This window comes from Hymenobacter tenuis, from assembly GCF_054780495.1.
The window spans coordinates 2,354,325-2,372,018 of the sequence record NZ_BAAGWF010000001.1; the positions used below are offsets into that span (position 1 = coordinate 2,354,325).

The 17,694-nt window shown below is 57.6% G+C and carries 15 protein-coding genes; 2 read left to right on the forward strand and 13 right to left on the reverse strand.

What is annotated here, in order from left to right; genetic code table 11:
• Nucleotides 1-168 precede the first annotated feature (168 nt).
• Genes ACYVGU_RS10220 through ACYVGU_RS10235 form a run of 4 tightly spaced genes read right to left on the reverse strand, consistent with a single transcriptional unit; the run spans nucleotide 169 to nucleotide 3,125 of the window.
• The gene (locus ACYVGU_RS10220) at nucleotides 169-1,308 is read right to left on the reverse strand and encodes a CaiB/BaiF CoA transferase family protein (protein ID WP_460621958.1); all 1,140 of its coding nucleotides are present in this window, start codon (nucleotides 1,306-1,308) and stop codon (nucleotides 169-171) included.
• 29 nt (nucleotides 1,309-1,337) lie between these two features.
• Nucleotides 1,338-2,024: a P-loop NTPase family protein gene (locus ACYVGU_RS10225; RefSeq protein WP_460621959.1), complete on the reverse strand. Its 687-nt coding sequence runs from the start codon at nucleotides 2,022-2,024 to the stop codon at nucleotides 1,338-1,340.
• Nucleotides 2,021-2,338: a hypothetical protein gene (locus ACYVGU_RS10230; RefSeq protein WP_460621960.1), complete on the reverse strand. Its 318-nt coding sequence runs from the start codon at nucleotides 2,336-2,338 to the stop codon at nucleotides 2,021-2,023. Before ACYVGU_RS10230 ends, ACYVGU_RS10225 begins: the two co-directional genes overlap by 4 nt.
• A 46-nt stretch (nucleotides 2,339-2,384) precedes the next feature.
• On the reverse strand, nucleotides 2,385-3,125 hold the full coding sequence (locus tag ACYVGU_RS10235) for a class I SAM-dependent methyltransferase (RefSeq protein WP_460621961.1): 741 nt from the start codon (nucleotides 3,123-3,125) through the stop codon (nucleotides 2,385-2,387).
• 108 nt (nucleotides 3,126-3,233) lie between these two features.
• Between ACYVGU_RS10235 and ACYVGU_RS10240 the strand changes: the two genes are divergently transcribed.
• Nucleotides 3,234-4,244, forward strand: coding sequence for an oxidoreductase (locus tag ACYVGU_RS10240; RefSeq protein WP_460614742.1), 1,011 nt, complete (start codon nucleotides 3,234-3,236; stop codon nucleotides 4,242-4,244).
• Nucleotides 4,245-4,250: 6 nt separating this feature from the next.
• Here ACYVGU_RS10240 and ACYVGU_RS10245 read toward each other — a convergent pair whose 3' ends face one another.
• Nucleotides 4,251-5,387: a porin gene (locus ACYVGU_RS10245; RefSeq protein ID WP_460614743.1), complete on the reverse strand. Its 1,137-nt coding sequence runs from the start codon at nucleotides 5,385-5,387 to the stop codon at nucleotides 4,251-4,253.
• Nucleotides 5,388-5,514: 127 nt separating this feature from the next.
• Entirely contained in the window at nucleotides 5,515-6,645 is a 1,131-nt protein-coding gene (locus tag ACYVGU_RS10250; RefSeq protein ID WP_460614744.1) for a redoxin domain-containing protein, read from the reverse strand.
• 578 nt (nucleotides 6,646-7,223) lie between these two features.
• Here ACYVGU_RS10250 and ACYVGU_RS10255 point away from each other — a divergent pair.
• Nucleotides 7,224-8,867, forward strand: coding sequence for a DEAD/DEAH box helicase (locus ACYVGU_RS10255; RefSeq protein ID WP_460614775.1), 1,644 nt, complete (start codon nucleotides 7,224-7,226; stop codon nucleotides 8,865-8,867).
• A gap of 71 nt (nucleotides 8,868-8,938) precedes the next feature.
• Here ACYVGU_RS10255 and ACYVGU_RS10260 read toward each other — a convergent pair whose 3' ends face one another.
• From ACYVGU_RS10260 to ACYVGU_RS10290, 7 genes are all read right to left on the reverse strand, one after another.
• A complete protein-coding gene (locus ACYVGU_RS10260; RefSeq protein ID WP_460621962.1) occupies nucleotides 8,939-9,463 on the reverse strand; it encodes a DUF4349 domain-containing protein in 525 nt (174 codons plus the stop codon).
• Between the two features lie 479 nt (nucleotides 9,464-9,942).
• Nucleotides 9,943-12,867, reverse strand: coding sequence for a family 43 glycosylhydrolase (locus ACYVGU_RS10265; protein ID WP_460621963.1), 2,925 nt, complete (start codon nucleotides 12,865-12,867; stop codon nucleotides 9,943-9,945).
• Nucleotides 12,868-13,199: 332 nt separating this feature from the next.
• Nucleotides 13,200-14,111 (reverse strand): NAD(P)/FAD-dependent oxidoreductase, encoded by a 912-nt coding sequence (locus ACYVGU_RS10270; protein ID WP_460621964.1) that lies wholly within the window; start codon nucleotides 14,109-14,111, stop codon nucleotides 13,200-13,202.
• Nucleotides 14,112-14,200: 89 nt separating this feature from the next.
• On the reverse strand, nucleotides 14,201-15,136 hold the full coding sequence (locus ACYVGU_RS10275; protein ID WP_460621965.1) for a 1,4-dihydroxy-2-naphthoate polyprenyltransferase: 936 nt from the start codon (nucleotides 15,134-15,136) through the stop codon (nucleotides 14,201-14,203).
• 145 nt (nucleotides 15,137-15,281) lie between these two features.
• Nucleotides 15,282-15,953, reverse strand: coding sequence for an HAD family hydrolase (locus ACYVGU_RS10280; RefSeq protein ID WP_460621966.1), 672 nt, complete (start codon nucleotides 15,951-15,953; stop codon nucleotides 15,282-15,284).
• A 134-nt stretch (nucleotides 15,954-16,087) separates the two neighbouring features.
• A complete protein-coding gene (locus ACYVGU_RS10285) occupies nucleotides 16,088-16,675 on the reverse strand; it encodes a glutathione peroxidase (RefSeq protein ID WP_460614751.1) in 588 nt (195 codons plus the stop codon).
• Between the two features lie 344 nt (nucleotides 16,676-17,019).
• Nucleotides 17,020-17,601 (reverse strand): LOG family protein, encoded by a 582-nt coding sequence (locus ACYVGU_RS10290; protein ID WP_460621967.1) that lies wholly within the window; start codon nucleotides 17,599-17,601, stop codon nucleotides 17,020-17,022.
• Nucleotides 17,602-17,694 lie beyond the last annotated feature (93 nt).

The window sequence follows — 17,694 nt, forward strand, 5'->3', positions numbered from 1 at the left end:
CTATGAAAAAGCCCACACACGGGCACGAAAAGAGCAGGTGGCCCTAGGTAGTAACCGGGCGCAAACTGTCACTTACGCAAAATAACCAGTTCTGAGTTTTACCGGCGCATGTTTCGACCAATGCATCTTCTGTCTTGGCAATTCCCTGATCTTCCCGGCTACATCCTATTAACTCACCGCTGGAGGCACCAGCTTGGGCGGCGGAAGCAGCTCCTTAGCCGCTGGCCATGAGTTACTTCGGAACGCTACGGTGCGCAAGCCAGAGTGCGGAAACTCCGGGGTAGCGGGCAACAGCATGGCTTGGGCCGACGCTTGCCCAAGGGCCTCTCCTACCGTGCGTACCGCTCCCGCCGGTACAGCCAGCTTTTCCAGCGCCGCCAGCAACTCCGCCCCCGCTACTTCCGAAATCCGTTGGCGCAGCATGGCTTCCAGCTCTACTCGGTTCGCTACCCGGTTGGTGTTGGTTTGAAAACGCGCATCGGTTGCCCATTCCGCCCGACCTAGTACCGCGCACAGGTGCTGAAACTGACGGTCGGCGCCCACGGCCAGCAGTAGCCGTACGCCATCCGCCGCTTCATACACCGTCCCATACGGTACAATGCTAGGATGCCCAGAGCCCATAGGCTTCGGATCGTGGCCCGTGACAAGGTAGGTGGCGGCTTGGTTGGCTAGTGAGGCTAAGGCACTCTCCCAAAGCGACACCTGCACTAGCGCACCCTGCCCCGTCCGCTCACGCTGGTACAGCGCCGTTAGCAGGCCTTCTTTCAGCTGATGCGCGGTAAGCAGATCAATTAGCGCTACGGGCATTTTTTGGGGTTCTTGCCCTGCCCCGGCAGCGTTAAGGTGCATAAACCCCGTTTCGGCCTGTAACACGGCATCGTAGCCGGCGCGGTGAGCCTCGGGGCCGTAGCCGGTGATGTGGCCATAAATCAGGCGCGGGTTCAGGGCCGCCAGGGTGGCGTAGTCGACGCCCAGTTTCTCGGCGTCGCCGGGTTTGTAGCTAGCCAGCACTAGGTCGGTGGTAGCCGCCAACCGATGCACCTCGGTGCGGCCGGCGGGGGTAGTAAGGTCCAGCACCAGGCTTTGTTTGCCCCAATTAGCACACGAAAAGTACGCCGATACAGACGTGTCTGGGTCCTCAGCCGGGGTGCGCCAGGTGCGGGTTACGTCGCCGATGGGCGGTTCAACCTTGAGTACGTCGGCCCCTAGTTCAGCCAGAAACTGCCCGACTTGGGGGCCAGCCAGCACCGTTGCCAGCTCCAGCACCCGCAGGCCGGCAAGAGGTAATTGTTGGGAGAGTTCGACCATGGGCCGAAGGTAGGAGGCGCAACGCAAACTCAGGACGCTAGGTAGCCTCGCTCCCGCAGCTCGGGCCAGGGGTCACGGAGTTTTTCCAGGCGCCCGCCGTGCAGCAAGTACACCACATCGGCCAGCGCCAGCACCTCGGCATAGCGGTGGTCGGTAAGGAGCAGGCCGGTACGGTACTTGGCCGTTTGCATCAGGCTAGCGAGTTGCTCCACATGTACCGGCATAATTCCCGAAAACGGCTCATCCAGCAGCAAAAACCGGTTCTTGCGCGCCAGCAACAGCAGTACCTGCAGCAGCCGTGCCCCGCCCCCCGACAGCTCATTGAGCCGGCACCCAGCCTGCACTTGCTGCTGAAATTCCGGGAAACCAGCCAAGGCCTCCTCCGCATCTACGGCAAGCAGGCGGGCCGCTTGTCGGATGGTGAGGTTACCGGGCAATAAGGGAGCCTGTGGCAGGTAGCTCATCAGGCCCGCTTGCTGGTAAGCCGGAATTACACGCTGGCCGTTCACGCGCACGGAGGCATCGGGCACGCACCGGGAGCCAAAAACGGTTTGGAGCAGAGTTGATTTGCCGCTGCCATTACGGCCTAGCAGAGCCACAATCTGGCCGGTTTGCACCCGCAGGTACACATCCGTTAGGAGGGCGCGCTGGCCAAAGGCGAGCTGAATGCCATCGGCTTCCAACACCCACGGCCCTGGTTGCGAGGTGGGTTTCATGGAATCAGCAGGCTAGCAACTATTACCAGCAACACAAACAGCACTCCATCCAGGAGCATCACGCCGCCCCACAGCTGCCGGGGCGAGAGGTGCAGGTTACGGTAAAACCAGTACTGATGCGGCCGAAACTGGGAGGTCAGGTAAATAATTGGCGGAAAAGTCAGCAGCTTTAGCAGCAGCACAGGTACTAGCGGGGGCGGCCAGTTACCGAATTTGGGCAGCAACGAGGAACCGATAATCAGCCCCGATACGAGCAGCGTGTACACCAGCACGGAGCGGTAAAACAGGGCCAGGGCCTTCAGATAAAGCGTCATGAATAGGGCTACATGAATACTCGGCCCTAACGCGCCGGTTGCCGGTTTAGTCTTTGTGCCCTAGCCTTGCAAACACCGGAAACTCTACTTTTCGCTCGCCGGGTCCCCACAGCCTAGTCAGTTCATCGGCAATGAGCAGCACAGGGTCCTGGCCGTGCTGTTTTTCATATTTCACTACGCTCGACCACGTGCGCAGGTAGTTCAGAAACCACTCCGCCGACCACTCGCGGTGCACGGCAAACCGGGCTTGCTGCACGCCTGCAAATGGGAACGGCAGGCGGGCGTACGCATCATCAATGTGCCAGCGGTTCTCGTCCCAGTAGGGGCGCATGGTATCGGCGTAAAACGTGCGGAGCAGCGGGTCCAGCTCGGGGCTAATGTGCACGAGGCCGTAGCCCCATTCGGCCACTACCCCTCCGGGGCGCAGCAACCGACTGACTTCCTGATTAAACGCCGGCATATCAAACCAATGCACCGCCTGCGCTACTGTTATGAGGTCGAAATGTTGAGCAGGAAATGGCGTGTGCTCGGCCGGGGATTTTTGGTATGTGATGTTTGCCCGCGTCGGAGCTTGCGCTAATTGGGCCGTACTAATGTCGGTGGCCTCCACGTGCCCAAAGTGCTCGGCCAAGACAACGGCCACCTGTCCATTGCCGGTGGCACAGTCCCAAGCACGGCCGCGGTGTGTTACTTGAGGCAAGAGCCAGGCGTAGAGTTCCGCCGGGTAATCAATGCGGTAGCGGGCGTACAAATCAGCTTGGGATGAGAAACGGTCGAGGGCGGGCATAGCGTATTCGGGAGTTTGTGCGTTTGTTTGCGGTTCTTCGCGGCGTAGCGTCGTATGGGTTTATCGGCGCCGACTACCTAGTCACCGCAACTCACTCACGCCTCTATTATGACCAACGTACTGCAAACGGGCCTGCTGGCCTTTGGGATGTCGGGCCGGATATTTCACGCGCCGTTTCTGGCTACGCACCCGGGGTTTCAACTGCGGGCCGTGGTAGAGCGCACCCGCAAGCAAGCCGCCGATTTTTACCCGGGCATTATCAGCTACAATAGCGTGCCCGAGCTATTAGCTGATCCGGAGCTGGAATTGGTCATCATCAACACGCCGAACAATACCCACTTCGAGCTGGCCCGCGCGGCCCTGCAAGCGGGCAAACACGTGCTTATCGAAAAGCCCGTTACCACTACCCTCGCGCAACTCGACGAGCTACTAGCCCTGGCTGCGGAGCAAAACCTGCACGTGCTGGCGTACCACAACCGGCGCTGGGACAGCGACTTTCAACTGGTGCAGTTAGTAGTAGAAAGCGGCCAACTGGGGCGGCTCACAGAGGTGCATTTTCGCTTTGATCGGTACAAGGCGGCACTTAACACGAAGGTATTCAAAGAAGACCCGGAAACGGCGGGCAGCGGCCTTAGCTTCGACCTAGGCCCGCACGTACTCGATCAAGCGCTGAGCTTGTTTGGGCGGCCCGAGGCTTGGCATACAACCCGGGCTAGTAACCGGCCTGGCTCCCGCGTCGATGACTACTTTCATTTTCACCTTACGTACCCCAAGGGCCTGAACGTGTTCGTGACGGGCAGCCTGCTCACAGCCGCGCCCATACCGGCGTACGTGCTGCACGGCACGCTAGGCTCGTTCCAGAAGCAGCGTACCGACGTGCAGGAACCTCAACTCGACCAAGGCATTCTGCCCACCGACGACCAGTATGGCCTGGATGACTCCATTGGAACGCTGACGACGATAAGCAGCCCTGGCGCTAAAACCGTAACGGAAATACCGGCACCGCGCGGCAATTACCCTGGTTTGTTTGAGGCTGTGTACCAAACGCTGCGCCACGGCGCCCCCTACCCCATCCGGGCCGAGGAACTGCGGTGGCAGCTGGCAATACTGGAGCAGTAACCGGGCTTAAAACGACAGCGCCACGCTAGAAGTCAGGTTGCCGTACGAGCGGGTGGGTAGGCCGTTGCGGTCCGTCAGGAAATCCTGGCGGCCCTGGAACACGCGCCCCTCCACCCGAAACGCCACGTTGGTAGTAGGCAGGTAATCAAGGTTCAGAGAAGCAGCTTTCACATTGAAATCGGCCTCGCTGCCCAGTGGTGAAGCAGTTCTGATTATGACACCGTGCCGGGCATAGTAGTACTCCAGCCGGCCCGTCGCCGACCATTTTTCGGCCAACCGATAGCGCAAAAAGGCGGCGCCGGCGTGCCAGGTATCGGCTTTGCTGCCACTAACGGCCTGCTCCTGCTTGCCCACATCAAACACCCCGGCTACACTCAGCCGCTGGGTGATGCTGTAGCTGAGGTAGAAATCATGAAAATAGCGGCGGCGCTTGGGCTGGCCTTCGGGCTGCTCGTTGCCTAGGAAAGTGCTGCTATTGACGACCAGCTTATCGGTGGGCTTCCACTGCAGTTGCGTGCCGAGGGCTTTGGCTTGGTTGTTTTCGCGGATATTCTGCCATCCGTTGAGCACTAAGGCGGTAAGAGTCAGCTTGGGGGTAGGCGCATAGGTGAAACGGGCACCGGCCTCGTAGTAGGGCGAGTTTTCGGCCATCAGGGAGCGAGTCAGCGTCCAGTTATCCTTGCTAAGCGCCGACTCAAACCCAATGTGCGAGGCGAAAACGCCCACATCCAGCCAGGCTTTTTGGAATGGACGGAAACCGGCGTAGGCCTCAAACAAGTGTTTCAATACCTGGTCTTCGACCGCATAATTCGCCGAGACGTAGGTGCCCGCGTGTAGCCCTAGCGCGCCGCGCACCTGCCCATTATCATAGCGCACGCCCAACACGGCGTTGTTCACCGTGAATTCATTCTGCCGGTTGTGCGAGTACAGGAAGCTAGGACGTTGGTTGCCCCGTGCGTGCTGTATGTCGTAGCCGTAATAGCCATCTACAAAGCCGTAGGTGGTAAGCGGCCCCGTAGCAGGTGCCTCAGAGGGTGCCATGGCTGGCCTCGCGGCCACAGCAGAGTCGGTTGCCACAGTTACCTGGGCTAGTGCGGCAGAGGCACTTAGCCAGCCCAGGCAGAGCAGCGCAAGAGCTTTCATGCGAAGGGGGCGCCACGCTGTTGTTTTCAAACGCGAGCAGGGCAGAGAACTAGCGGCAACGTAACTGTGCACTAACGGAACGAAATACATGCGGCATCTCGCACGGGAGCTTATCACCGTAGCCAGATTACTTGATATACTGCGCCAGAGCAGCTCGCAACTCCGCCCCTTTGAGGTTGACCGCCACAATTTTGCCAGCAGGGTCAATCAAGTAATTCTGCGGGATGCTACGCACTTGGTAGCTCTTCGCCGCTTCGTTTTCCCAACCGCGCAGGTCCGATAGCTGCGGCCAGGACAATTTATCATCCTGAATGGCCTTTATCCACTTTTCGCGGTCCTTTTCTTTATCGAGCGATACGCCCAGCACCTCAAAGTTGCGCCCCTTGTATTCCTCGTAGGCTTTGGCCACAGAAGGGTTTTCCTCGCGGCAGGGACCACACCAGGAAGCCCAGAAATCAACCAGCACGTATTTGCCGCGGTAATCGTGCAACGACATAGTTTTGCCGTCGGGAGTTTTTTGGGTGAAGTCTGGTGCCTGGGCGCCAATAGCTACGGCTTTCAGCCCTCGTACCAACTCGCCGTATCTTTTGCCCTGAGGCGTGTTCTTCAGCGCGGGGCTCAAGGCCTCATAGAGAGGACCTACGGTGGCGTATTGCGGCACATCCATCATCTTCATGCCCATTAGCGCGTCAAGGCTAACTAGTGTGTTAGGATTGTCCTTAATGAAAGCATAGTGGGCCTGGGCAATCTGCTTGCTGACTGCTTGAAACCTGCCCCTCATCTGTTCCTGGAAAGCGGGGTCTTGGCGTTGCTGCTCCGTGGTCTTCTGAGACTCTGCCCCAATGGCATGCATACTCGCAATGGCAGGTGCTGTGGCGGCAAGTAGCCGCGCATAATCCTTATTAAGCGCCCCACCAGTGAGGGTAGCGTGGGCCAGAGAATCGGGGCTGGTTACAAGCGCGGTGCCGGGTTCCAGGTAGAGGCGGGCACGGTCGCCCAGCGCGCCGAACAAGCTGCCGAACCGGCCGTTGCGGCGCATAATCAGCTCGGCCATAACGGGCGCTTCAACGGTGCCTTTCAGCTCAAAAGCTCCGTTTTTAAGCGTGGCTGAGTCCGTCACGGTCATTCCGCGCACCAGATATACTTTGGCCGGCGCATTTAGCTTACCCAGTTTGCCCTTAATAACGAACGGAGCAGGAGCTTGGGCATTGGCGCACCACGGTGCAAGCAGCAGGAGGCCTAGTAAATACTTTTTCATAGATAGGGAAACGTGGAATAAAGCCGATTAAGTAACAGAAAGCTGAACAGTGCAGGCCTCAGAAGTCAAATAACGGATAATTATGATTTAGTATTATACCTATCTAATAGGTTGAGGTCTATTTTCTCCTGGCTTATCATGTGAAAGCGCTACATCTAACGGCACGCCGTATGGGCAAGCTTGGTTGTCGGATGACTTTTAGTTGATGGCTGCCGTTTTCCTGCAAGCACTGGCGGGTACTTTGCTTTCTGTAGCACGAGCACGCGTGGGAGCGCCTACCGCAAGCTGGTTTTGGCATCACCGGTAATGAAACGCAGCGCATTTGCACGCGTAGGTGGGGTACGTAAAGTAGTTTTTTGGACTCGACAGTACTTAAACATAGCGGACCTAGGCCCTGACCGGTTATTGAAGAGGTTGCGTGGCTCGTCGCACCCAAATCCCTCTATCTTTGTTCCCATTACAATACAGCGGTTCGCTGACCAGAAAGCAAGGTCAGCCATCAATCATTTTAAACAAGCTGCGCCTTGACATTTCACGAATTCAACCTCCACGACGACCTACTGGCCGGCGTGGACGCCATGAACTACCAGAACGCTACCCCCATTCAGGAGCAAGCCATTCCTAAAATACTTGAAGGCAAAGACCTGATTGCCTGCGCTCAAACCGGCACTGGCAAAACGGCCGCCTACCTGTTGCCGCTCCTGGATAAGATTTCGCACGCCAAGCACGGCACCACCTCTACCCTGGTGCTGGTGCCTACCCGTGAGCTGGCCACCCAGATTGATGAGCAGGTCACCGGCTTCGGCTACTTTGTAGAAGCTAGCTCCATTGCCATTTATGGCGGCGGCAAAAGCGAAGGCTGGGAGCAGCAAAAGCGCGCCCTCACCTCCGGCGCCGACATCATCATTGCCACGCCCGGCCGCCTTATTGCCCACATGCAAATGGGCTACGTGAAGTTCGAGGACCTGAAGTACCTAGTGCTCGACGAGGCCGACAAGATGATGGACATGGGTTTCTCCGATGACATCATGAACATTGTGCGCCAGTTGCCCAAGCAGCGCCAGACGCTGCTGTTCTCGGCCACCATGCCCAACAAAATCCGGGAGTTTTCGCAGCAGATCCTGAATCAGCCCGAGGAAATCCGGCTGGCCGTTTCGAAGCCCGCAGCCGGCATCGACCAGCAGTTCTACCTGGCCTTCGACCGCCAGAAGATTTACTTGCTCGAGCACATCATTAAAACGCAGGATGTGCAGAGCATGGTGCTGTTTACGAGCCAGAAAGCAGCTGTGGGAGGAATTGTGCGGGCTATCAACAAGCTTGGCATTGAGGCCCGCGGTATCAGCTCCGACCGCACCCAGGAGGAGCGTGAGGAAATCATGCGGGCCTTCAAAAACAAGCAATTCCCCATTCTGGTAGCCACCGACGTACTGAGCCGCGGCATCGACATCGACTCGTTGAGCCACGTGGTAAACTACGATATTCCGCGTGCTGCCGAAGACTACGTTCACCGCATTGGCCGCACGGCCCGCGCCGCTACCAAAGGCACAGCCATCACCTTCATTTCGGACCAGGACCAGGACCGCGTGGTGAAGATTGAGAAGCTGATTGAGCGCGAAATTGAGAAGAAGAACATTACCGAAGAGCTAGGCATTGGCGAGGCCCCGGAGTTTGACCCCAAGCGCTTCAGTGGCCTGCGCGGCAAAGTGGGCGGCCGCCCTGAGCGTGGTGGCAGCCGCTCCGGCGGCGGTAGTGGTGGCCGCGACCGTGGCCCACGCAGCGAAGGCGGCGGACGCTCTGGCGGCCCCCGCGACGGCAAAGGCCCGCGCCCCGACCGTGGCGACGGCAAGCCCGATGCCCAGCAGCAGGAGCGAATTGCCAAAGCCCAGGCCGCACTGGCAGCACTAGATTCGGGCCAGGCGCCAGCCCAGCCCTATCAGCGCCCCGCTCGCGAGGCGGGCGCAGAAGGCAGTGAAAGCCGCCCGCGCCGTGAGCCCCGCGCCCCGCGCCCGGAAGGTGAAGCCCGCCCGCCCCGCGAACCCCGTGCGCCCCGCTCCGAAGGTGAGGCAGGCACAGAGCCCCGCGCGGAAGGCGAAAAGGCCGAAGGGCAGCGCCGCCGCAAGCGGGGTGGCCGCAACCGCAACGGCCGCGGCCCACGCCCGGAAGGCGGCACTGCCCCTTCCGACGCTACGGTTTCGAGCCCGGTAGCACCTAGCGCTGAGTAAGCGAAAACCACACAAAAAAGCCCCCGCTGCGGAAGTAGCGGGGGCTTTTTCATTAGATGACTGGGAGAATTTTAAGCGTCGCTCTTTCCCCAAATGAATAACCAACGCACGGCTTTGTACACGCCTACTGCTACGTAGCCTAAAGGCCCTAGCCGGGTTTTGGGCCGCAACTCGATGGTTAGGGTAGCGTAGCTGGTTAGGTGCTGCAGCCGCTGCAACTGCCCGGTAAACTGGTCTATTTCGGTGTTGAGTCGTTGCAGCTCTTTTTCCACGGCCACGGCCTCCGTAACGTTGGCCGCTTTCGCTAACAACTCGAGGTAGCGCTGCCGAGCCTTTTGCGCATTCTCAAGTCGGATTTGATAGTCGGTGTATTCCTCCGTCACATCTTGCCCGCGCAGGTTCTGGCTTTCCACTTTCCCAATGCCGGGCAGGGCCTGCAATACCACCGGCAACCGCTCAGCCGGCACCCGCAGCTGCATCCGTTCTTCACTGGTCTGGACCAGGTAGCCTTGCTCCCGCACTACCAAGCGCCTTACGCGGGCCTGGGCGGTATCGGGGCGCGTTACCCGCAGGCGCACGTCGGCATTGTACACCATGCGCCTTGGGGCTGCGGGTTGCGGCGCCTGTTGCTCCGGCAGCTCGGCAGCAGTGGAGTTGGGGGAGCTTTTGGCGGCACCTGTTACTACTACTTCGGAGAGAGAACCGGATGCGGAAGCATGTGGAGCTGAGGCGGTACAGCTCGTTAGCCACCCTAGCAATATTATTCCCTTCAGGACGCGCCTGCTGCTACCTGGTAGCAATACATATCGGTAGTAATTCATTTCTCGCTTGCGTCAGCTTGGGATAGTGTCAGGACTACAGCGAAACTAACCCGCTTTCTTTTGCGCGTTGAATATAGGCTAAGTGCTATGACTCAAGCGCATTCTGGACAGTTGCAACGACCTGTTTTTTCTAGTGATACTAGGTCTGCCGTTTGCTGGAAGTGTGCGAGCGTGCTTTCCAGCATAGGCATCTAAAGCAAAACACCTCCCTTACAGCGTAAAGGAGGTGTTTATGGGCAAAAGCTCTAGCAAGGTTACTTCACCATCACTAGGCGTTGGATATGTACTTTGCCAGCAAGTCGCAACTGGCAGGTGTAGATGCCGCTAGCTAGCTTGGCACCATCCAACGTGAGCGAATACTCGCGGCCCCGCTCGGCTGAGCCATCATACAGCGTAGCAACTAGCTGGCCCAGGAAATTGTAGACCTGCACTTGAGCCGGAGCTGTTGTGGCCGACTGGAAGCGAATAGTGGTGCTGGTGGTGAATGGGTTCGGGAACGCGCCAAACTCGGGCTCGAGCACCGTTTTGTTGGCAGCCAAGTTTGCACTCTGAGCAGTAGAGCGGGCGGCCACGGCGGCGCAGTTTCCTAGGTTATCGTGGTGGTCGGGGCTTCTTAAGTGGCTGTCTACGGCGCTGGCATCAACGCACAGCTCTTGCCCATTGTGGCAGAGCAGCACCTTGTCGTTTTTGTTGCCGCAACGAGCTTCCAGCACCGTTAGTGTCACGCGGGCGGTAGCAGTGCAGCCGTACTCGTTGGTAGCTGTTACTTCAAGCTGGAACGTGCCGGGAGTGGTGGCCGTGAAAACGGGGCTAGCAGCCGTGGTGCTACTTAGGCCGGCCACCGGGCTCCACTGGTAGCTGGTGCCGCCAGTGGCCGTGAGCGTAAGCCGCTGCGGACCGTAGCCCAGATACAAGGTAGTAGCCACGCCACCCGTGTACACCGTGTTTTCGGGCGTTGCGGTAATGGCGGCCGAGGCCGGTGCGCCTTCTACGTACACTACCGCAGTTGCCTTGGCTTCGTTGCCGCTGGCATCGCGCACGGTTAGCGTTACGGTATTATCGCCCAGGTTGTCGCAGGTGAAGGTGCTCGGTGACACGATCATGGCATAAATACCGCAGTTATCAGAGGAGCCATTATTGATGCTGGCCGCCGTAATGGTGGCCCGGCCCTGCACTAACGTAACCGAGATATTCTGCGCAATGGCGGTTGGCCCCTGTTCATCTTTTACCGTTACGGTTGCTTGCGCCGTGGCCGTATTGCCGTTGTTGTCCGTCACGGTCAGCACTACCGTATTGGCCCCTAGGTTTGTGCAGTCGAAAGTGGTTTGGCTGGCTTTCACGGAGGCTATTCCGTAGGCATCATTGCTGCCGTTATCGAGGTCAGCAGCTGTAATGGTGGCGTGGCCTTGGGCATCGAGTAGCACGGTGAGGTCGCGGGCCAGGGCAACGGGCGGCACTTTATCTTCCACGGTATACGACCACAGGTCACCTAGGGCCACTACTCCGTTCGTGTTGCTATCAACGCGCCAGTAATACTGCCCCAAGGCGCTGGTGCCAGGAATTGTAAAGGAAGTTGCCGTAAGCGAAGTAGCCTGTACACGCAAATCATGAGGCGAAGTGCCGAGCAGCAGGTTGTAGCTAGGAGCCGAGCCCGACCACTGCATCGTTACGTTTTCGGGGTTCACCTCGCCCTGCCCGCTGGCCGGTGCTACCACCGTAGCCTTAGCCGTGGCGGTGCTGGTGCGGTTGATGTACCAGCGCTGACACAAAAAGCCGTTTTGGTCCCACAAAGCCAGTTGCGTACCGGGCGTGGTAGAAGCTGCGGGCACTTCAATTACCCGATTTCCGGTCAGGGAAGTCAGTAAGTAAGCCCCATCAGCCGTGCGCTCAATCTTGAACTTCTGACAGTTGTTGTTGAGGTAGGGCCAGAGGTGCAGCTTGGTGCCATTGCCGGGGTTGCAGTTGATAACATCGGCGGCCAACCCTCCCTGCGCATTCGTAATCTTATAGGTACCATCGCCGAGGGGGGTGAAGTCCCACTGCTGGCACGTCATGTTGTTGTACTGACCTTGGGCAATGGCTTGGCCCGCCGCGCCGGTGCAGCCCCAGGCATCCCACGAGAGGCCGCTGTTTTGGTTGGTAATGCTGTAGCGCCCGGCGGCTACCCAGTCGCGGGTCACAAAGGGCCAGCCATCCGTGGTGCTGATGCCCATATTGGCAATATCCAGCTTGGGGTTGCCATTGTCGTTGCGGTCGTAATAGTGCAGCGAAACGAAGTTGGCGCCGTTTTCCCGTAGCAGACCAAAGTGCCCAGGGCCTACGTATTTGCCGGAGCTCGACAAAATGCGCGTGCCACCACCACTGCGCAGGTCTACGCCGGCCTTGTCCACATACGGGCCGTTGATGTTGGTTGAGCGGCCCATTACCAGGAAATACGTGCTGTTCACACCTTGGCAGCAGGCGCCACGGTTCACCACCATGTAATAGTAGTTGCCTTCTTTAAAAAGGTAAGGCGCCTCCCACGAGGCCCGGTTGCCGCCGGCTACGTGCACTATAGGAGCACCCGCTTTCCGCAGGCCGGTGGCAGGGTCGAGTTCAACAATACCAATACCGCCCGAAAACGAGCCGTAGGTCATGTACACTTTGCCATCATCGTCCTTCAGGAGCGCCGGGTCGATGGCATTGATGTCGGTTTGAGTGGCGGATGAAACCACCATGCCTAGGTCCGTCCACTTGTAGTTGGGGGAGTTTTGGTCGAGCGTAGGGCTAGTAGCCACTCCAATAGCTGAGCGGGGCGAGCCGAAGGCAGAGCAAGAATAGTAGAGGTAGTACTTCCCGTTCATGTACGTCAGGTCGGGGGCCCAAAACGTACCATCGAAGCCGGGCACTGCTTGGTTAATCCAGGAAGGCCACGTACCAATAGGGAAAACCGTTTTGGGTCCCGGCTCCCAATGAAACATATCGGTTGAGTAAGCCGCGTAGATACCCGCTCCGGTAGTGAACATCCAATATTTATTGCCGTCTTTGGTGATGGTAGATGGATCGTGCGAGCCAATGGCACCGTCGAGGGCATAAACCGGCGCTAAAGAGCCGCATAGCACTAGCGTAAACAACACAAGCCGGGCCAATGCCTGCTGTATCTGGTTGGGCCAAAAACGAATGAGTACTGTGTGTTTCATAAAATGGTGGGATTTAAGAAATGTCATACACAATCGATTGTGCAAATATCATTACGATGCATCACAATCGATTGTGTATACTAGAACGGGAAAGAGGTGATGATGGGATTAAACAATGTGCTGAGGACACTTGCGCGCTTAACACGAACCACGGATAGTGCTAAAGGCACTAAAAGGTACTGACTTGTATCGGAAACAGACAAACTAATCTTTCTTTTTGCTACAAAATATTTCTGCACAGCGCTACGGCTCTGTTTTATTAGGTGTCTAACCAAAAGGGGCTTCAGCTATTGCTAGCTGAAGCCCCCTATATACGGCTCTGGTACCTCCCCTTACATTTCCGCGTAACTCCCCTCCATAATCAGTTCCCGATTGATAAAGGCACCAGCTTTTGCACCACCAGCAACGCTGTTAGCCACTTGCCGCATTAGGGTAGTGGCATCGCCAGCGGCAAATACTCCTGGCACACTCGTCTGACCGAACTCCGATACCTCGATGTGCCCGGTTTCGGTTAAAACGCACCCTAGTGACACGGCCAGATTACTAGCCAAGTGCGTAGGAAAGCGAGCAAACAACGCATCTATTTCATGGTGCTGCCCATCGGCCGTACGCAGCTCTTGCAAGTAGCCAGCTGCATGCGCTATTGCTGCTATTGGAGTTTCAACTACGGACACTTGATACCTGGCCAGCACCTGTTGCGCATCAGGCGTAAAGGCGGCAGGTCCGTTGGTAAACAGAGTCAAGTGGCGGCTCCAATTTCGGATCAGCGTTACCAACTCGATGGCCGTTTCGTCATTGGCCAGCAACCCCAGCCGTTGCCCTCGTACCTCATACCCGTGGCAATACGGACAGTGTAGCACTGAAATGCCCCAGCACGCTGCTAGGCCTGGAATATCGGCCAACTCATCTACCACCCCCGTAGCGAGGAGCAGCTTTCGGGCCCTCACCACTAAGCCGCTAGCAGTTTCCACCCGAAAGCCTTCATCTTCGGCCCGAGCGTGTACTACCGTGTCATTTTGGAAGCTTACCGTAGGGTAGTGCGCTATCTGCTCGCGTGCCGTAGCCGCCAGTTCGGCTGGTGTTGCGCCATCGCGCGTTAGGAAGCTATGGGAATGGGGTGTCTGGCGGTTACAAGGTTTGTTGTTATCAATCACAAGTACTTGCCGCATGGAGCGCCCTAGCAGCAACGCAGCACTTAATCCGGCGTAACTGCCTCCTATAATTACAACTTCAACCTGATTCATATGCTTTAGGCTATTTGAAACAATGTTGCAAATATAAACCTATTCACAAAAAACCCAGCCACAGCTGGGATTTAAGCTAAACCAGTAAATTACAGTACCTGCCCCAGCCCGAAAAGCAGCGTGAACACCAACGTGGTCAGGGCCATTTGCTTCAGTAAGGGGTCGAGTTGCATAGACTCTTGGCGTTGCCACACCTGGGTAGCGTTGCGCACAAGCAGCGGGGCCGAGAGCAGAAACAGCCACTGCCAGGGCGAATGATAGGTGAAGGCCACAAACAGCACCGCGCAGCCAAAGCCCCAGATCAGGAGCAGCCAGTGGTAGCGCCGGGCCTTCACAGCGCCCAGCCGCACCGGAATTGTGATTTTGCCAGCTAGCTCATCCGAGCGGATGTCGCGGATATTATTCACGTTGAGCACTGCCGTGGCAAAACAGCCGAGGGCGGCGGCAGGCAGTAGCATTACAATGGGCAACGTGCGCGCCTGCAGAAAGTACGTTCCGCACACGCCTACTATCCCAAAGAAGATGAACACCGACATATCCCCTAGCCCGGCGTAGCCATACGGGTTGGAACCGGCCGTGTAGTTAATGGCGGCCCAGATGGCGCACAAGCCTAGCACAAAAAACGAGGCAAAGATCCAGGCGCCGGCGGTGCCTAGGGCTACCCAGAGCAGCAACAGTCCGCTCAGCAACGACAACGCGCCAAATACCAGCATGCCCTTTTTCATTTGCTGAGGCGAGATGGCGCCGCTCTGCACAGCCCGCTGGGGGCCTTCGCGGTGCACACTGTCGGCGCCATTCTGGGAGTCGCCGTAGTCGTTAGCAAGGTTGCTCAGAATCTGGAGCAGAATGGTGGTAAGGGCCGCTAAGCCCACCACTGAAGCCCGGAAATGGCCCGTGCTGGCCGCCAGAAAACCACCAGCCATAATACTAGCCAACGCCAGCGGCAACGTACGGGGCCGAAACGCCGAAAGCCAGGCTTTAGCCGTACTGGGAGGGGTAGCAGGGGCAGCGGAAGAAGATGCCATAGGGGGTAAACTAAAGTGAAATTTATTCGATGCGGATGAGCGAACCCGCCCGCATCGGCGGTTTGGGCGCGAGGGCTGCCTAGTAAACGAGCCGCAGCTCGGCTGGCTTTACTAGGCACCAACTACAGCCAGAAGCACCCGTGGTCTAGCTGCTGGCTTGCGTATCAATGGCGGCGATTTGGGCGGCGGTGAGCTCCGAAAAGTGTCCTACTACCAAATCAGCGTGGCTAAGGTCCTGCATAGGTGAATGCTCGCTGTTGTACCCAATACAATACAGCCCAGCAGCTTTGGCGGCCGTCACACCGTTCGAGGAATCTTCAATAACCAAGCACTCCGCTTTAGGAGCAGTGGAGAGCGAGGCCGCGTGCACGAAAATGGCCGGATCGGGTTTGGACTTGGGGAAATCCTCGCCGCTGACCAGATGCGAAAAGTAAGAACTCAACTGAAAGCGGTTCATCACCCGGTCGATGGTCGATTTGGAGGCCGAGGACGCCAGAATCAGCTGTATGCCGTGTTGGTGCAGGTCTTCAATCAGGGCTCCTACCCCACCGAGCAGCTCTAGGTCGGGTTTTTCATCGAAGGCCCGGTTGAAAAACTCCCGCTTGCTCATTACCAGGCTTTCTACCTGAGGTGTGAGGCTGTGCTTTTCTTTCAGGTGCTGATAGACATTTTTGGTGGAGCGGCCAGTAAACTCGGCGTATTCCGCATCGGAAACCGAAATGCCTAGCTCCTCGAAATGCCGGTAGTAGGCATAGCGGTGCACGGGCTCGGTGTCAACGATAACCCCATCCATATCAAAAATAACAGTGCGTATCATGCAGGTGCGTGGTGAATTCGGGGCGAAGGTAGAAAAACCTGTTGCGCGCCGGGGCACAAAAAAACGGCCTGTGCTTTCTGCTAGCCCTAGGCAGCACAGAAAGCACAGGCCGCCGCCTATCCTGAGGGCCTTGCCTAGCGCAGAATGGCCGTTACCAGCTCCTCGCTCATGGGCTTTACTTTGGAAGGGTAAAAGGCTACCACATGGCCTTGCTCATCCACCAAGTATTTGCAGAAGTTCCAGCTCGGCGCATCGCCTACCGCACCGTTTTTGGCCTTATCTGCCAAGAACTTGTAGAGCGGCGCCGTATCATCGCCCTTCACCGACACCTTAGAAAACAGCGGAAACGTAACGCCGTAGTTTTTCTCGCAGAACGCAGCAATCTGGGCCTCGGTGCCGGGCTCCTGCCCGCCAAAGTTGTTGGCCGGAAAGCCCAGTACCGTCACTTTGTCGCCGTGCTTCTGGTAGAGCTCCTCCAGCTCTTTGTACTGCGGGGTGTAGCCGCACTCCGAGGCCGTGTTCACGATGAGCAGTTTTTTGCCTTTGTACTGGCTCAGTTTCACGTCTTTGCCGTCAATGCTTTTCACGGTGAAATCATACACGGTGCCGGCGGCGGTAGGAGCAGTCGTTTCGGTGGTCATGGCGGGCGTAGAAGAGGATGAAGTGAAGTTGCAGGAGAAACCGGCGGCGGCCAGCGCACTCAGCAGAACAAAAGCTTTCATGTGGGAAGAGGTTGAGGGAAATGTCAGAGACAAACCACGGCGTATACGCAATGTTCTGGCCGGATGGCTTTGGCCCACTATGCTACCTAGTAAACGTGGTGCTTCCACTAGACAACAGGCAGATGTGGCGTAGGCTATAATCTGAAAAGTTGTTTTGATTTTCCTGACTGTCCTGCTGAGCATGTGACGAAGCATCTCGCTCGGCTGACGTTGCCAAAGAAACCGTCATGCTGAGTGTAGTCGAAGCATCTCTACCGCGTCGTTGAGTTAGCACTGCAACGTAAGCCAAGCGAGATGCTTCGGCTGTACTCAGCATGACAGCTACTTGTTACTAGGCTACTTGCCTAGGTAGTGCGCGGGGTCAGCCACTTTTCCAGAGCAATGGGCTCATACGCCAGCATCTCATCGAGCAGGCCGTGGGGGTTGGGGTTGCTCAGTAGCTGGTTGCGGTTTTCGCGGCGCAGCAGGCCTTCGTCGGCCATATGGTCGAGGGCGCGGAGCAGGTGGTTGTAGTAGCCATCTACGTTGAGCACGCCAATGGGCTTGCGGTGCAGACCGAGCTGGCCCCAGGTGAGCACCTCAAACAGCTCCTCTAGGGTACCATAGCCGCCGGGCATGGCCACGAAGCCTTCCGCGAGGTCGGCCATCATTAGCTTGCGCTCGTGCATGCTTTTCACAATGTGTAGCTGCGTGAGGCCGGTATGGGCTAGCTCCTTATCGGCCAAAAAGTCGGGGATGACGCCAATGGCGTTGCCGCCATGCTGCAGTACGCTGTCGGCAATGGCGCCCATCAGGCCCACGCGGCCCCCGCCGTATACCAGCGTAAAGTTCCGCTCAGCCAGCGCCTGGCCCATGGCCTGGGCTTGTTGGGTAAATTGTTCGTTGGTGCCGCTGCTGGCACCGCAATACACGGCTACACTTTTCATAAGCTGCTGCGCAAAACTCGGTTTCGCGCCTGATTTGATGACAAAAGAAAAAACAGCAGCAACACCATTTTGTGGCATTGCTGCTGTGAAATT

Excerpts from the sequence above, each read along its gene's own strand:
- ACYVGU_RS10220 (WP_460621958.1), bottom strand. The coding sequence starts at position 1,308 with ATGGTCGAACTCTCCCAACAATTACCTCTTGCCGGCCTGCGGGTGCTG.
- ACYVGU_RS10225 (WP_460621959.1), bottom strand. The coding sequence starts at position 2,024 with ATGAAACCCACCTCGCAACCAGGGCCGTGGGTGTTGGAAGCCGATGGC.
- ACYVGU_RS10230 (WP_460621960.1), bottom strand. The coding sequence starts at position 2,338 with ATGACGCTTTATCTGAAGGCCCTGGCCCTGTTTTACCGCTCCGTGCTG.
- ACYVGU_RS10235 (WP_460621961.1), bottom strand. The coding sequence starts at position 3,125 with ATGCCCGCCCTCGACCGTTTCTCATCCCAAGCTGATTTGTACGCCCGC.
- ACYVGU_RS10240 (WP_460614742.1), top strand. The coding sequence starts at position 3,234 with ATGACCAACGTACTGCAAACGGGCCTGCTGGCCTTTGGGATGTCGGGC.
- ACYVGU_RS10245 (WP_460614743.1), bottom strand. The coding sequence starts at position 5,387 with ATGAAAGCTCTTGCGCTGCTCTGCCTGGGCTGGCTAAGTGCCTCTGCC.
- ACYVGU_RS10250 (WP_460614744.1), bottom strand. The coding sequence starts at position 6,645 with ATGAAAAAGTATTTACTAGGCCTCCTGCTGCTTGCACCGTGGTGCGCC.
- ACYVGU_RS10255 (WP_460614775.1), top strand. The coding sequence starts at position 7,224 with ATGAACTACCAGAACGCTACCCCCATTCAGGAGCAAGCCATTCCTAAA.
- ACYVGU_RS10260 (WP_460621962.1), bottom strand. The coding sequence starts at position 9,463 with ATGGTGTACAATGCCGACGTGCGCCTGCGGGTAACGCGCCCCGATACC.
- ACYVGU_RS10265 (WP_460621963.1), bottom strand. The coding sequence starts at position 12,867 with ATGAAACACACAGTACTCATTCGTTTTTGGCCCAACCAGATACAGCAG.
- ACYVGU_RS10270 (WP_460621964.1), bottom strand. The coding sequence starts at position 14,111 with ATGAATCAGGTTGAAGTTGTAATTATAGGAGGCAGTTACGCCGGATTA.
- ACYVGU_RS10275 (WP_460621965.1), bottom strand. The coding sequence starts at position 15,136 with ATGGCATCTTCTTCCGCTGCCCCTGCTACCCCTCCCAGTACGGCTAAA.
- ACYVGU_RS10280 (WP_460621966.1), bottom strand. The coding sequence starts at position 15,953 with ATGATACGCACTGTTATTTTTGATATGGATGGGGTTATCGTTGACACC.
- ACYVGU_RS10285 (WP_460614751.1), bottom strand. The coding sequence starts at position 16,675 with ATGAAAGCTTTTGTTCTGCTGAGTGCGCTGGCCGCCGCCGGTTTCTCC.
- ACYVGU_RS10290 (WP_460621967.1), bottom strand. The coding sequence starts at position 17,601 with ATGAAAAGTGTAGCCGTGTATTGCGGTGCCAGCAGCGGCACCAACGAA.